Source organism: Alteromonas sp. BL110 (genome assembly GCF_003443615.1).
Lineage (GTDB): Bacteria > Pseudomonadota > Gammaproteobacteria > Enterobacterales > Alteromonadaceae > Alteromonas.
In genome coordinates, this window is record NZ_CP031967.1 from 2367385 (window position 1) to 2383028 (window position 15644).

Genomic DNA, 15644 nt, shown 5'->3' on the forward strand with positions numbered 1-15644 from the left:
AACCCACATAATTTCATCCTTACTGTAACAATACCTATTACTCTCATTCATAAAGTGGAGCGATTAGCCAGGGTATTTACAATCGCTTTATTTAATCGATAGAATCAAATTATCTCGTTTTAATAGTTTTACTCAATTAATCATAATGCTCCCAACTTAAAAAGGAGAGCGAAATGAGCGCACTATTACAAAAACTAACAATGGCAAATAGCCAACGTGTTCCCTCCACCATAAATCAACCAATTCGAACGCAATGTAATTACGCTGATAACTATTACGGCGACCAAGTTTGTGTAGAAGTAAAAGCCCCTAAACCTCGTACCAACCTTCATGTAGGAGTACAGCTGTGAGAACCACAATGAAATCAACCTTAACTAAATTTGTATTAGGCGGCGTCGCTGCCAGTATGCTTGCTTTAGGCGTAAGCGCAGATACACTAACTCGTCAAAATGGCGCACCAGTAGGTGATAACCAGAACTCGCAAACCGCGGGTCCATGGGGTCCAGTATTACTGCAAGACTCTCACCTTATTGAAAAGCTTGCATCATTCGACCGCGAACGTATTCCAGAGCGCGTTGTTCACGCCCGTGGTGTTGGTATCCACGGCTACTATGAAAACTATGTCGACTTATCTGACGAGACAGTTGCCGCACCTTTTCAAGGTGAAGGCAAAAAGACAGAAGTATTTGTTCGTTTTTCATCTGTAGTTCACGGACATTTATCACCAGAAACACTACGTGACCCACGTGGTTTTGCGGTGAAGTTTTACACCGAACAAGGTAACTGGGATCTCGTAGGTAACAACTTCCCGGTATTCTTTATCCGTGATGCGATAAAATTCCCAGATATGGTTCATGCATTTAAACCATCACCTGTGACGAACAAGCAAGATGCGAAACGCATTTTTGATTTCTTCTCGCACGTGCCAGAGTCAACGCATACATTAACCATGCTTTTCTCTGATTATGGTACACCGGCAAGCTATTTGAATATGGACGGCTCAGGCGTTCACGCATTTAAATTTGTTGATGACGAAGGTAATTACAAGTACGTGAAGTTTACTTGGAAAGCGAACCAACCTATTAAGAACTTCTCTGCTGAAGAAGCAATGAAAGTTCAAGGTATGGACTTCCAGCCGCACACCACGGATGTTTATACCCGTATCGGTGAAAAAGGTGAAACAGCATCTTGGGATCTGTATCTTCAAGAGTTAGAGCCAGAACAGTTAGATGATTTCGAGTTTAACCCACTTGATACTACTAAAATTTGGCCTGAATCTTTGGTTCCTGCTAAGAAAATTGGTCGTTTAGTGCTTAACCGTGTGCCAGACAACTTCTTTGAAGAAACTGAGCAAGCGGCATTTGCACCAAGCAACTTAATTCCAGGTATTGAGCCGTCAGAAGACAGAATGCTTCAAGGTCGTTTGTTCTCGTATGCTGATACGCAGCGCTACCGTTTAGGTGTTAATGCGTACCGCATTCCGATTAATGCGCCGAAAAACGCGGTTATCAATAACCACGAGCAACACGGTCAGCTTCGCACAACTAGCTCTAATCGCGATGTGAACTATCAGCCAAGCCGTCGCCTAGACCTAAACGAAGACCCAGCGTTTCGTTATTCAAGCAAGCCGCTTGCAGGTATGACACAACAAATTCCTTTCTATAAAGAACAGAATTTCAAGCAAGCGGGTGAGTTTTTCCGAAACCTGACTAAAGAAGGTCAAAAGCACCTTATTAGTAACTTAGGTGGTGCGCTAGCGTCGGTGCCTGAAGAAGAAATTCGCGTAATTATCAGTGCTTATATGTATAACGCAGATAAAGACTATGGTAAGGGCGTAGCCAAACTAGCTAAAGCACCAATGTCGAAAGTTCGCCAAACTGCAAAAGACTTGATGGAGCAACAGGCAGCACGCGCTGCAAAAGCAAAGCAAGTTGCAGAAAGCCTAACGGCACTTATGCAATAAGCTAAATAGCAATGTTGCACTAAATGTCTAGATAGAAATGAGGGAGTTATTTAACCGCGTTAATTAACTCCCACTTTTTTAGAACAGCAAAACGCTAAAGCGTTATTCAATACTTAAATTCAGATTTACCAGTAAGGGGGCACAATGTCTTTTTTAAAGCAAACACTTACGGCAGCACTGTTCGTTGTTGTCACCTTTAGCAGTTTTTATACTAGCGCGGCCGTGGACCCAGTTTTTAGTGCTACGAGCAAAGCTGATGCACCACAACGAGCGACAATGCCTGACATAGAGACCTTAAAAGCGCGCTATTTCGACGCAGCGCGAGAAGGAAATAGCACCATGCTAGGTGCATTCTACCAAGCAGGTCTGGATGTTAACGTCGCCGATGAGAAAGGCTATACGGCGCTTATTCTTGCTGCCTATCACGGCCACACCGAAACTGTGAATTACCTAATTAGTGAAGCTAATGCCAACCCCTGCCAAGAAGACAGTCGAGGCAACACGGCGCTAATGGGGGCCATCTTCAAAGGGCATGTGAGTGTAGCGAAACAGCTTGTATTTGCCGATTGCGATATAGATGAAGAGAACGCTCAGGGTCAGACTGCATTGATGTTCGCGAGCCTTTTCGACAGGCAGGAAATTATCAATACGCTTATAGACAAAGGGGCTAACCCAGCTCACATGGATAAAGCAGGTAATTCCGTAGCAGATATCGCTCTTTCGCAAGGTAATTACGAGCTAGCGAAAGTATTACGCGAACAAAACGCTAATTAAATCACGTCATATTAGATAGCATTGAATATAACTAGGGGGAACTCCCTATTTGTATTCAATGCACTAAGTTCAATACTAAGCCCATAAGAATTTAAATTTGGCTTTACTATGAAAACGTTACTTGCTGCATTTTTTATCTTTTTTGCATCATCCTCTTTCGCCGGTGTAGTCACCTATGACTTCACCCGAATAGTGTTAGGTGACGAAGCTGACGAAACCAGTTTGATAGGGCAAATCTCCTTTGATGAAAACGAAACCCAGTTCAATATGAACACATGGCTATCGTTTTTCTTTCAGCTTGAGTTTGATGGCACCATTTACAACATATTGGAAGATGATATTGCCGACTTTGCAATCGTTGATTTAGATGACGAAGTATTTGGTGATGAAAACGGCGAGGGTTTTCAGTTTTTTATTGAGGACGCTAGCGTTCCTTATGAGTTTGCTATTAGTACAGGTTTAGCCGGTCTGGGAGAAACGGATACTTGTGTTTTCTTTGAAAGTGGCGACCGCTGTGCGGGGAGCTTGTTTCAATTGGTTAAAACTGTCGAGGCTAATGATGGCTCTAACAATGGCTCAACACAAGTGAGTGAACCTGCTTCCTTTGCTACAGCAATGCTAGTTTTGTTTGCGTTCACTTCACTGAGAAAGCGTAGACACTAAGTTTTCTTTGGCTAAGTATTTTATTTTCGTACCGCGTTCGTTCCCTCCAAACTATCAATGTTTCTCGATAGTTGGTGTTTTTAGCCCTCCTTTTGTGAGGGCTTTTTTCGTTCTAACTTTATGTTTTTAATATGCTTTATAAATCACTTCGAATAGGGGGAACTCCCCATAGTTTTGCATCTTGGGTTGTTAAATACTCAAGGGGTACTCAAAGAGAGGTGTATTATGAAGTTCCTTAATAATAAAACAGTATTATCAGTTGCTATTGCTTGTGCCCTACCAGCGAGCATGGTGAATGCAAAAACTTTCGATAAAACATTAGCCGATGCACTTGCTGCATCGCCACTAGAACTACAACAAGTAATCGTTACATTTGAAGGTAAGGGACCTGCCACAACAGAACAAATTACAGCACTTGAATCGTTAGGCATTACAGGTGGTGTTAGCCTACGCAATGTGCCTATTGTTGGGGTGTTAGCTAATAAACAGCAAGTTGAAGCGCTTTATCAACGTGATGACGTAGTTTCAGTTTGGAACAATGACCCACTAGAACTAGAAAATCATGAGTCTACTCAAATTACGGGGGTTCAAGCACTTCAAGCTGATCGCGATATTCGCATTAACGGCATGCCTGTATCAGGCAAAGGTATAGGTGTTGTGGTAAACGACTCGGGTGTTGACGGTACCCACGGCGATTTAGCGTTTCCTGATCACGTTGTTCAAAACGTATTGGCGCAGGTGAACTTGAACAGCTATAGCGGAATCTTGCCTATCACTTACCAAGAAAACGTATCTAACACTGATATTTTAGGCGGTCACGGAACACATGTGGCAGGCACAGTAGGCGGTAACGGCGCCAAGAGTGGTGGCTTACATGCAGGTGTAGCACCAGGTGCAGATATAATTGGTTATGGCTCGGGTGCCGGTCTATTTATCTTGGATACTATCGGCGGCTTCGACTACGCGTTAACCCACCAGTTCGACTATAACATTCGCGTAATCTCTAACTCCTTTGGTAACACAGGTGATGTAGGCACAGACTTCAACCCAGATGATCCAACCAATGTTGTAACTAAGGCTTTGGCTGATAACGGTATTATTACTGTGTTTTCAGCAGGTAACTCAGGCCCTGGCGAGTCGACAATCACCGGTAACTTTAAAAAGGCACCTTGGGTAATTACTGTTGCTGCGGGTAACAAGCAGGGCGAACTGGCTGACTTTAGTTCACGGGGTGTAGACGGAAAAGGCGGGCAGGCAGTTGTAGATGGCGAGGTGTTCACATGGGAAGACCGTCCTACCGTAACGGCACCAGGGGTAGACGTTATATCTGCACGCGCATCACTGTCTAGCTTAGGCGGCTTGAGCGCGGCTGATGACGCTGAAATGATTGAGCCTCAACACTTACCGTTTTATACCGTATCTAGCGGTACTTCAATGGCAGCCCCCCACGTGTCAGGTATTGTCGCACTTATGCTTGAAGCGAATCCAAATCTTCAATGGGAAGATGTAAAACGCATTCTTCAGGAAACCGCAACACCAATGGCTGGTATGGACGAGTGGGAAGTGGGTGCAGGTTATGTTAACGCCTATGCTGCGGTAACTGCAGTGCTTGAGGGTGAAGAAGTATTCGGCGATACCGTGAAGAAAAATCGCGAATTTAACGCATTTGCTAACGTTGCTGAAGGCGATAGCTTTACGCTACCTACAACTTATCTTCCTGTTGGTGAGTCACCAGTAGAAGAGTTTGAGGTAACGCCTGACGTATCTATGGTGGTGGCAAGCGCATCAATCGAAACAGCAACAGCCTTTGTACTAGAAGACCCGGCAGGAAATACCTATGGTTCCGGCATCGGTTTACCTGTTTTGGGCTCTTCAGTAGGTACGGCTGCGCCAGGTATGCCAGGTACATGGAAACTATATAGCCGCGGTATTGGCAGCATTAGTGGTGTATCGGTTGACCCACTAGGTGTTACAAATGGTGTGGGTATTCCTGGCACTAACGATGTGAACATTCGCTTATTAGTCACTTCAGGTTATACCGGTATTGATGATACAGAAGGCCACCCAGCTAAACCATTCATTGAATATGTAGTAGCAAATGAACTTATGGACGCGAAGGAAAGCGGTTTTGCACCCGACGCCCCTCTAACGCGTGTAGAGCTTGCTGATACGCTAGCGCTTAGCGCTAATCTTCGACAAACCAATGACGGTAATACAGTGAACTTCAGCGATGTAAGTGCAGAAAATGCTGCCGCAGTAAATTCAGCAACAGCGACTGGCGCAGTGTTAGGTGATTTAGAGATGAATACGCAACCGGTAATGCAATTTGACGGCGACTTCTTTGATAGCAACATGCAGGTAAGCAAAGAAGAAATGGCGTACTCAATGGTTCAAGCATTAGGCCTTGAAGATGCCGCGAACAGCTTTGACTCTGAAAAGGTTATCGCTATCGTGCTTGGTGAAGCGATTGAAGTTGAAGACACAGACGCAATTGCACCTGAGTATCGCGGCCATGTTCAACAAGCTTTAGCTGCAGGAATAATGCAGGTGGAAGTTAAAGTAGAGCAAGGTCCATTTGACCTACAGCCTACACTTAAAGCCTTCTTTAATCCTCAAGATGGCGTATCACGAGGCGAAGCGGCGTTTATCTTAACGCAATACGCAGAACTTTAGTCCTTAGGGTTGAGGGCCGGTTGTAACATTCAAAACACGCGGTAAACCCGTCCATGGGCGCTCCACAGCAGCATCCCTGCTGCTAAGGTTTTGAATGTTATAATCGGCCTTCGCGTAATTGTTAGAGAGGGGGGGAGGCAGATGAAGCAATGCCTCTCTTTTTGGTTAGGTTTCGCCGAAAGTCTATCGCTCAATATTAGGATTTATCCATGGGCGTTCTGCAGCCGTACCCTGCTGCTGAAGGCTTTGAATGTCACAACCAGATCTTGTGTAGTTTGCAGGGGAGGGAAACAGCATTTTAACTTAAGAACGGATACAGCTATTCTAGCAAGCCTGCTTTCCCGGCCATTCTGATGAGTTCTGCAGAACTGCTTAAGTTGAGTTTTTTATAAATGTTGCTGCGGTGGTTTTCAGCGGTTTTAAGGCTCATATCCAGCAGTTCAGCAATCTTCTTACTGGTGTTGCCTGCGGCGACTAAGAAAAAAACTTCTCGCTCGCGTCGAGTTAAAACGCTTAGGGGCGATACATGCTTTTGGCACTGCTCATTGGATGAGTGGGTTACTTCATCGGGAAAAGAGGTCTTGTTCGCTGCCACTTTTTTTATCGCATCGACTAAGCTGTCACCCGACGACTCTTTTAAAATATACCCCTTTGCGCCCGCGTCGCGCATAGCCTCTATATATTCCACTTCGTTGTGCATAGACAGCACTAGTATCTTTGCATCACTGCGCTGTGACAATATTTTATCAATGGCAACGAGCCCGCTCATGCGCGGCATAGAAATATCCATCAGAATAACGTCGGGGGAGAGTTTTAGCACCGCTGCAATAAGCTCAACACCGTCATCGCATTCTCCGACTACATCAATATCTGGGTTTGCATTTAGCATTTGAGATACGCCTTGACGCATGAGTACATGATCGTCGGCTAGCACTACTCGAATTGTCATACAGGTACCGTTACTGTTGTTCTTGTGCCTTGCCCTACAGCAGAATCTATTTCTAGCGTCGCGTTGAACGCTTCGGCTCTATCGCGAATACTCGAAAGACCAATGCCAGGCTCTATTGTTTTACTATCAAACCCTACACCATTATCAATAATATCTAAACGAATAACATTGTGGTGATAAGAAACTGTCAGAGTAAGGCTGCTTGCGTCACTGTGTTTTATAGCATTAACCAGGGTTTCTTGCGCAATTCTAAATAATAAGGTGCTGATGTCTTTCGAAAGGTCCTTTGGTAAATTTATTTCAATGTGATACTCAATATCTTCGTCACTAAGCAGATTACGACACAACCAGTTTAGCGCAGGCTTTAGACCCAGGTCGTCGAGAATGGTGGGGCTCATAAGTCGCGATAGCTGCCTTACGTCATTTAGCGCCATTTCAGCGATGCCGTGTAGGGCCTCTATTTCAGGCGACGCAGATGAAAGGGCCTGCAGTCGTCTTGTAAGCCCGGTAAGTAACTGCCCAATACCGTCGTGTAGCTCTCTAGAAAGCTTAGCCTTTTCAGACTCCTGCTGAGCCCATAGGCGCTTTGCAAGCTGTTGAAGTATTTCCTGATCGGCGTCTAACCGAGCCTGAAGCTTTGCCTGTAGTACCTTAATACTCTCTATTTCTTTGGCTAAATCACTCAAAATAGGCGTTCCTGTAGTCACCAGCTTGTTTTTCAGATAGTTGAGACAGCCACCGCGTAGTTAGCTTATCGGCGGTGCCTTCTTTGCCGGGAACCGCACGATAATATAGGTGGTTACGCCAGTATGACGGGTATAGCGCGAGCTTTTGCTTAAGCTTTTCAACTGAAGCTACATCACCAAACGAGGCTTTTATATACAGCCACTGTAAGTATTGTTGGTAATAAGTGGGTTTAATAAGAGAGCTAAGCTTTTCCATGATACTGCTCGAAGCGCCTAAAGACAGACGCTGCTGCATATCGAGTAAAATCTTTGTTTCGGTGATTGCGGGTACATTGTCGTTATTTAGAAGCGTTTTGTAGATGCCGTCACTTTCACCGTTGAGGTTACCTTGATAATGCTTCAACCCTAAAGTTAACCATTGATAAACGGCGAACTGCTCGTGACGTTCTTCGCTGATGGTGGGCAATACGGACTCAAGACGCTTCTCTAAGCATGACCAGTTTGCAGTCAGTAAACATATTTCACCCTCCCAGAGCAAAACTTCTGTTTTTGCGCGACTGTCTTCAGACTCCTGAGCTAAGCGTTTTGCCTGTGCAGCATGTTGTGTGGCTTTCTCTAAATTTCCGTTTGCAAAGTTTAAATAGCTGAACAAAAGGTGATTATAGAGCTTTTCCTGATTATGCTGTGTACTTAGTCGCTCCTCTACTGTCGTTAAGTAATTGCTAGCAATGTTCTTATCACCCTTTACTAAACTTAATTGCGCAAGATTCTGATGGGTTCGAAGCAGGTGGGATTCATCACCATTTCTTTCAAATAGCATCTTAGCCTGCTGCCAGTAAATTTCTGCAAGCGAGATGTCACCAATTAAAAAGTGCATATAGGCCACGTTGCTCATGCTTTGGGGCTGTAGTACCTTGTCATCGGTTTGAACGCGAATATCAAGGCCACGTTTGTAGTAATCTAACGCTCTTGCAAACTGTCCTCGCTCTTCAAACATAAAACCTAGGGTATCGTTTACGTGCGCCTCTTGTGCCAAGTCGCCTAAATCGTGAAGTAGCTTTACTGCTTCTTCTAGCGACGCTTCAGCAGTGGCGTAGTCACCTGTAAGCGAGGTAGCAATAGCATAGTTTGCTAAGGTTTTGGCCCGTTGCGAAGGCTGAGTTTTTGCATCGCGCAGCGCCAGCGCATCTTTAAAATAACGTGCGGCTGCTATATTGTCGGCCGTTCGCAGGTAGGCAATGCCAAAGGCATTCAGCACTAAGCTTTCACCTCGGGTATCCTTGGCTTGTCGAAATGCGACAAGTGCGCGTGTTAACGAGTCGCTGGTGGCAGTGTCTATATCTCCGTTAATAATCTGTAAACGAGCCAGCTCAAACCACAGTTGTCCGTTATTAGGTCGAAGGGCTATTGCGGCTTTGTAGTCAGCCATCGCTTTAGTGTCTTCGCCCGCCCACTGATATATATCGGCTCGCATTGATAGCAGTTCTGGTCGGTTAGGGAATTGAGAAACCAATGCATTTATCGATTGTTGAGCAAGGGCTAAATCTTCATTGAGTTCAGCTCTTAGCAGTTCGCTTTGCAGTCTCCAATACGGTGCCAGGTTAGGAATGCTGGTTAAAGTTTCCAGTGCCTGTCTGGCTCTATCATAGTCGCCAATATTCATCCTATTGCGGGCATCAGCTACCCATCCGCCGGGGTAATCGGGGGTTGTTGCTATAATGGCTTCAATAGCATCTGCACTATTTAATGTTTCACCCTTTTGCCATGTGCTATCTAACACATCCAGATAACGTAAATCAGGTTGTGGTTGGGGTGATTGAGATTCAACCGCATCAAATAGTTGCTGAATTAACTTGTTGGAAAACTCCTCTAAATCCTTTGAAAGGGAGTTTGCATTTACATTGTGTGACACTGTAAAAATGGGCGTATTGGCAGGCATGCTGAGTACGCTAGCGTGAAGCAAGTACGCACTATTACTGGTAGGCGTAGCATCAAGAAGCAATGCGCTATTAGCTGCAAGTGTAGCGGCCAAATCAGTGCGATCATTTTCACTTGTAAAGGGGGATAACGCTAAATTGCTTACCAATGCTTGGGTCTGTTCTTTGTTGTCTAACACTATATTGGGGTGGGTAGACAAAGGGTAGCGAAGTAACGTGTTAATGGTTTCTAAAAGCGGGTACTGGGGGTCGTTCAATACCAAAAGTTGAATTGGGCTATCTGCCGCTAATTTAGGAGGGCTTTTTTGATACCAAGTGAAGGAAAAAATACTGGCACTCAGCACTAATACCAATAAAGCAATTATAGAAAACACAACAAGGGTTTTGTTTGTTACGTTAGTGCTGCCATTAACGCTAAGGGCTCGTCCATCAAAGCTAAAGGCTTCTTCCAGCGAAAGTCTCTTAGCCGGTAAGTGATGGGTTAATTGAGTAATGCAGGTTTTGCGCTTTTTTAACCACAAGTAATGGGAGATGCCAACTCCTTCTTTTTCAACACACCCCAACATGTCTTCTAGCACTTTACCTAGGCTATAGGTGTCAGAATGCTCACTTGCTTTTCCGGTTTGAATAACTTCAGGCGCTGTGTAGCGTTGATGCCCGCTGGTTTGGACACACGCAGTCGCGCTTTGACCGATGCCAAAGTCGATAAGCTTAATATCTTCATTATCGTCAATTAGGATGTTGTCTGGCTTTATATCGCCGTGCTTAATACCTATGGATTTACACGCAAGCAGGGACACAATGAGTTGTTGTTGCCACTTATCGAAGTCGGTCTTGCTGATAGGCTTTTCAAGGCGCGTGTAAAGGGGCTCTCCTTCAATGAAAGCCATGGTAAAGAAGGCAGTATCGCCATCAGAGAAAATATCATGTACACGAATGATATTGGGGTGTTGAAGCTGTCTGGCAATATTGACTTCATTGCGGATAGTTTGCATTTTAACTGGGTCGCTAGCACCACCTTCTATCACTTTAAGCGCCACTTTCACATCAAGTAGCTCGTCAATAGCACTATAGACATTAGCCTGAGCGCCAGAGCCTAACTGTTCTACAATGCGAAAACGGTTAGCTAAACGTGAATTTGGCGCAATAGTTGGCCCTAAAGCTAAAGCTTCAGTTTTAAGGGAATTATTTTGCGACGAGAATACATCTGGCCTGTTCAAAGCCTTCTCCACACTTCACTAATTAACGCGACGAAGCAACTCAAATACGGTTTACGCCACGCAGGCCTGTTTACCATAGGTATAACAAATGGTTAACTGCCTTAAACGTTATTGCTTTTATTCTAGCTTATAAGTGAAAGTTTATGCTCTATTGTGTGGAATAACAAACGCATGGAAATCATATTTGCTAAGGAGGTGGCAAATTCTATGTCCGTTTGCGTGAAGTAGCGTCGCCCTAGAACAGAGTCAGCATATAAAACACCAACGGGTTTTTCATCTAAACACACGGGTACACAAATAGCGGCCTGAATACCATGGTTAATTATACTGTGCTGCTTATTGAGGGTGTTGTCGCAAACAATATTGCCGATAGCGCGAACGACGTTTGTCTGCATACATTGATTGATGATAGTGCGGCTGCCTGTAAAGTCATTGCCCTGCATCCAGTCTTCATACCCTACACCAAGCTGATAGTTATTTGTTTTATCGAGCAATATGAGCGAAGCGCGTTCACACCCAAGCGACTGAGTTAAACACTCTCTGGCAAGGTTAATAAGTGCAGTACTGTTGTTACAGTGCTGTAGTTGGTTTTGATATTGTTTTAGCTGTTGCTTACGCCATTCACGCACGCTATCAAGTTTAACGACATTGTTAAATGCAACAGGCGTGAACTCACAAGGAATTGGACCAAGTTGCAAAACGTGAGGCTTGTCTAACGTAAGGTGCTTAACCGGAATGCCTGCGTTACTGAAGCACCCTGTCGAACTGGTGTCGCTCAAATGCCAGATATGATCGTTGTCAGCATGTTTTGCAGCGCGTAAAACGATATGAGAGCGTGATATTTGAGGGTGAGGAATAACAATATCGGCGCTGTCGGCGCGCCCGATTTGATATTCACGCCCTTCAAATAGCAAGTGTTCACTTACGCTGCTATTGCTTTCTGTAAAGGCAAACTGTAATGGCATAGCATCACCCTCGTTATGTCACTATCGCTGAATGTCTATCTTTTTTGCAACCTACCACCATGCCTGAATAGGCAGGAAGCAAAGTTGACCATAAAACCGTTTAGGTGTTCGAAAATCAGTTTGGATTTAAGAGCAACTGGGCTATTTACAGTGTTCTCAAGCTAAAACGTAATGTTTGCAGCTGAGTAAGGAGTAATCCTTTTACATTGACCACGTCGCCACTTGAACGCCATACGTCTGCAATCTGGCTTCCAGATGCGTTATCAATAAGCGTGATAAGGCTATCAACCGCAGTTAATGCTGCATCGTCATCGTTTATCGCCAGCGCTGACTGAATGTCATTTAGTCCGCTATCAATGGCTGCTTCTAGCAGCGGTGCAATTTTGTCGCGATTACCATTAACTGTCGTATTTATAGAGGCAACTTTGTCGTTAATGACGGCAGTTGAAGGACGATTGTCGAGCAAGATAATGAAATCAGAAAACTGTCCTGTGCTACCGCGCGCGCGAAAGCTACCCGATGAAGTAAGCGTCGTTATGTCTTCAAATTGCCCGCCGTCATGGGAAGTAAACAAACGCCATGGAATGGTTGGGGTGTAGTGAATGGCTTTAGTGTAAAGCTCAACCGTCGCCAAACCTTCAAAGCCAAATCCTGCATCTGTTTTCGGCGAGATAGAAACAAGAACAGGGAAGCCAGTAACGGCACTTGTTAATGCTGAAGGCAGACGGTCTGTAATAGTTAAGTCTGCAGGGTCTAGCAACTCTGCAGTAATATCAATGGTGTTAGCATTAAGACCAATACTGTTTTCAAACTCAACGGTCAAATCAACTTCGATTAAGCTGGTAAGCGTAAGTTTCGCCTGAATCTTATTGTCATCGACAGTTAGGGTTGCAGGAGTAACTACCTGGGCTTGCGCGGTTGAAAACAGAAGTAATACAGTGGTGGCAACAACAGTAGTAAGTTGTCTGAATTTCATCGCAGTAAACATCATAGGATGACCTCTTTCAGTGTTGGTTAAAATTTAACCTAAAATGGTGCCATTATCAATTTGTATAATGGCACCGTTTTCAGTGGTTTGCGATTTTATTCAAAATATTGGGTGAAAAAGCGCGAAGCAAGCACAGCATAATGCGCCCTAGTTATCACCGTCTCTGGCGCGAAGCTCGCAGTGATAGTTGGCGTAATGCTAAATGGGCTTTGCTCTACACCAAACTCAGCGTTAATGAGTGATAACATAAGTGCTAACTGCACGTAGCCCTTCATATTAGCTGGAATACTGTCTTGATCGTCTAGCACGATTTGCTCACCGTTATAGTCAATTACGATATCGGCACTTGGATCGAAGCTAAGTGCCGCTTCTTCAAGACCTAGCAGTTGCACAAGTGAATAAGCAATGTCTAACTTGGTTACGCTGGCAAAGGGGTCTGCGCTACCGTCTACGCTTCTTAAAACAGGTGCTTGTGTACGAAGCTTATCTTTAAGTGCACCACCTTTAACCATTACCGATTCTACAAACGCTTTATCAAATCCAGGTACTGAGCCGATGTTAAGGCGGTCCTCATTTAGCAGGTCACGGTATTGTCTTACTGCACCGCCCATTACTGCATAGCGAGCAAAGTCTTTACGTTTAAGACGCGCATCCGGTGAGAAACCACGGCTGTTAATAGCATCCATTAGGCGTTCGCTAACAGCGAATTCAATGGCATTTTGCTGAGGGTGACCTTCCACATCATCCATACCTTCAAAGCCGCCACTATTTTCAAACGATACAGTAACGTTGAATGTTTCAGGTAGACCCGGTCCGTTGGTTAAACCTAAGGGGTCAGCCTCAATACCAGATAATGACGTCAAGCCATAAACATATACGCCCCAGGTTCCTGGCATTGCAGGCGCTGCGACACGCATGGTTGTCGTAAGCACTGGTGTTGTGAGATTACCGCGATATTCAGTGCCGTCTGGCGCAACAAGAACAAGCTTGGTTAAGTTTGCGAAACTATCGGCAGACGCTTTAACCAGTACTTCTTCTGTTCCTACTTCAAACTCTATGACTTCAGGAGCACCTACTGGAGAGTAAAAAACATCGAAATTTTCTACACGGTCGCTGGTGGTGACTAGCGCGTTTGCTTTGAAGCTTTTGCTATCTAGATTGTTAACCGTAACTTTATGATCCATGTCTTCAAGAAGCGCAGCGGCAACCGCAGAGCGTGCGTTAACATAACCCGCACCCACTTCCCAGCGCTCGTACCCAGGCATATTAGTAGCAGTTTCTTGAAGTAAGCGCTTTATGGTTAGGTTATCAAGGTTCGGGTTCGCTTCTAACATTAGCGCAATAATGCCTGAAACATGCGGTGTGGCCATCGAGGTGCCAGAAATCATGGTATAGAAAGGTAGGTTTTGTGGCTCTATCGCGCCGATATCCCCATCACCGCCATTAGCTGCCGCATTTAAAACAGCGCGAGTAGAGATAATATCTACACCAGGAGCAACAACGGTTACATCGTTAGTATACGTCCAATCTGTGCCGTCGGGCATAGTGAAGTCACCGGACTCACCTTTAAGGCCACGAGATGAAAAATCTGCAAGTTTGCCAAACTTATCGCCCGCACCGACAGAAATGCCCCACGGAATTTGCGCATATGGGTTGTGTGAATCTTCTCCAGGTCCACTATTGCCTGCCGCGAAGACACTAATCATACCCATTGTGTGCGCTTTATAGCTGGCCAATGATACAGGGCCAAGTGGCTCATATTTGCCGCTTGAGCCCCATGAGTTGCTAATAACTTTGATAGGATTGTCGAAGGTGTACTGCTTACTTATCGCATAATCAAAACCGCCGATGGTATCAAGTAGCAGCACTGCTGCACCTGAACCATAACCAATAATATCCGCATCTGGCGCTGCGCCGCGGTGCTTACCGTCAGACATAGCGCCAGTACCTGCGATAGTGCCTGTTACGTGAGTACCGTGGCCTGAGTTTAAGTCTGTATTTACTTGGTTAGATAGTGTTGGGCCCGTTATGCCAACAATAGACAATGCGCCAGGGTTCAAGATCGCTTGCACATTATCAACCACGGTATCACCAAAAAAGTGGTCTTGGTGAGAAGCATCAATACCAGAGTCAATGACTAATACTGTGGAGCCTTTACCCGTAAATTCGACATTGTTTCGCGATGCAAACGCTTCGCCCTGAATATCGGCAACACCCGTTATTTCACGCGCATCTGCGTTGTATAAGCTCATCTCACGGTTGGCAAATACTGAGCGTACCCCGTCAAACTGTGCAATAGCTTCAATTTGAGCCTTGGTGGCTACTACACCAATAATTGGCAGGTTTTTAAATTGAACGCCTTCTGTAATCCCCAAGTTTAATAGTTGGGTAATTTGCGATTCAGCAAGGGGCGACATCTGATCGTACGTAACAACCGCCATTAATGATTCTGTAGGGGATAGCGACACTAGTTTATCGGCCATTTGAGAGCCAATGTAAGCGTCGGCCAGCGTGTGAGCCGAAGGGCTTGCCAGCATTGCAGCAGCTAAGGTCGATAGGGCGAACTTCTTCATATTCTTCTCCAAATTCTAAGGGCTGCGGTTCGCTCGGGTATTGGGTTACGTCATCGCAGCAAGGTACGTCTTAATAGTGACTTTTTGAGCAGGGGCAGAACATAGGGGTTTCACCCTAATTATGAGATTTTTTTAAATAGCAAAACGTTCAAAAATGCTACAAAGGTTTAATAATAAAACGCGCATTAAACATCTATATTGGTGACGTATGTTGATGTGTTTTCAGCGTTTATTAGCTTTTATTTATGTAGCT

11 protein-coding genes are annotated in these 15644 nt (G+C 44.9%); 5 read left to right on the forward strand and 6 right to left on the reverse strand.

Annotation, left to right across the window (positions count from 1 at the left end):
- Positions 1–173: 173 nt before the first annotated feature.
- The 5 genes from D1814_RS19430 to D1814_RS10325 all read left to right on the forward strand — a co-directional run bounded on the left by D1814_RS19430 (position 174) and on the right by D1814_RS10325 (position 6073).
- Positions 174–350, forward strand: a complete 177-nt coding sequence (locus D1814_RS19430; RefSeq protein WP_162889830.1) for a hypothetical protein — start codon at positions 174–176, stop codon at positions 348–350.
- Positions 347–1963 carry a catalase gene (locus D1814_RS10310; RefSeq protein ID WP_269747661.1) on the forward strand — a complete coding sequence of 539 codons (1617 nt, stop codon included), beginning with the start codon at positions 347–349 and terminating at the stop codon, positions 1961–1963. The genes D1814_RS19430 and D1814_RS10310 overlap by 4 nt, the downstream gene beginning before the upstream one ends.
- 144 nt (positions 1964–2107) lie before the next feature.
- Positions 2108–2737, forward strand: a complete 630-nt coding sequence (locus D1814_RS10315) for an ankyrin repeat domain-containing protein (RefSeq protein WP_118491950.1) — start codon at positions 2108–2110, stop codon at positions 2735–2737.
- A 108-nt stretch (positions 2738–2845) separates the two neighbouring features.
- A complete protein-coding gene (locus D1814_RS10320) occupies positions 2846–3400 on the forward strand; it encodes a hypothetical protein (RefSeq protein WP_118491952.1) in 555 nt (184 codons plus the stop codon).
- Positions 3401–3625: 225 nt separating this feature from the next.
- Positions 3626–6073 carry a S8 family serine peptidase gene (locus tag D1814_RS10325; RefSeq protein WP_118491954.1) on the forward strand — a complete coding sequence of 816 codons (2448 nt, stop codon included), beginning with the start codon at positions 3626–3628 and terminating at the stop codon, positions 6071–6073.
- A 319-nt stretch (positions 6074–6392) separates the two neighbouring features.
- Here the strand turns inward: D1814_RS10325 and D1814_RS10330 are convergent, their stop codons facing one another.
- The 6 genes from D1814_RS10330 to D1814_RS10355 all read right to left on the reverse strand — a co-directional run bounded on the left by D1814_RS10330 (position 6393) and on the right by D1814_RS10355 (position 15391).
- Positions 6393–7022, reverse strand: coding sequence for a response regulator (locus D1814_RS10330; RefSeq protein WP_118491956.1), 630 nt, complete (start codon positions 7020–7022; stop codon positions 6393–6395).
- Positions 7019–7708, reverse strand: coding sequence for a sensor histidine kinase (locus D1814_RS10335; protein ID WP_118491958.1), 690 nt, complete (start codon positions 7706–7708; stop codon positions 7019–7021). The genes D1814_RS10330 and D1814_RS10335 overlap by 4 nt, the downstream gene beginning before the upstream one ends.
- Entirely contained in the window at positions 7701–10865 is a 3165-nt protein-coding gene (locus tag D1814_RS10340; protein ID WP_118491960.1) for a serine/threonine-protein kinase, read from the reverse strand. Before D1814_RS10340 ends, D1814_RS10335 begins: the two co-directional genes overlap by 8 nt.
- Positions 10866–10987: 122 nt before the next feature.
- Positions 10988–11830, reverse strand: coding sequence for a GAF domain-containing protein (locus D1814_RS10345; protein WP_118491962.1), 843 nt, complete (start codon positions 11828–11830; stop codon positions 10988–10990).
- Positions 11831–11975: 145 nt separating this feature from the next.
- On the reverse strand, positions 11976–12821 hold the full coding sequence (locus tag D1814_RS10350) for a DUF6689 family protein (protein WP_118491964.1): 846 nt from the start codon (positions 12819–12821) through the stop codon (positions 11976–11978).
- A 92-nt stretch (positions 12822–12913) separates the two neighbouring features.
- Positions 12914–15391, reverse strand: coding sequence for a S8 family peptidase (locus D1814_RS10355; protein ID WP_118491966.1), 2478 nt, complete (start codon positions 15389–15391; stop codon positions 12914–12916).
- Positions 15392–15644: the final 253 nt, after the last annotated feature.

Coding starts and splice junctions, on each gene's coding strand:
- D1814_RS10330 (WP_118491956.1), bottom strand. CDS start 7,022: ATGACAATTCGAGTAGTGCTAGCCGACGATCATGTACTCATGCGTCAA.
- D1814_RS10315 (WP_118491950.1), top strand. CDS start 2,108: ATGTCTTTTTTAAAGCAAACACTTACGGCAGCACTGTTCGTTGTTGTC.
- D1814_RS10350 (WP_118491964.1), bottom strand. CDS start 12,821: ATGATGTTTACTGCGATGAAATTCAGACAACTTACTACTGTTGTTGCC.
- D1814_RS10325 (WP_118491954.1), top strand. CDS start 3,626: ATGAAGTTCCTTAATAATAAAACAGTATTATCAGTTGCTATTGCTTGT.
- D1814_RS10345 (WP_118491962.1), bottom strand. CDS start 11,830: ATGCCATTACAGTTTGCCTTTACAGAAAGCAATAGCAGCGTAAGTGAA.
- D1814_RS10320 (WP_118491952.1), top strand. CDS start 2,846: ATGAAAACGTTACTTGCTGCATTTTTTATCTTTTTTGCATCATCCTCT.
- D1814_RS19430 (WP_162889830.1), top strand. CDS start 174: ATGAGCGCACTATTACAAAAACTAACAATGGCAAATAGCCAACGTGTT.
- D1814_RS10355 (WP_118491966.1), bottom strand. CDS start 15,391: ATGAAGAAGTTCGCCCTATCGACCTTAGCTGCTGCAATGCTGGCAAGC.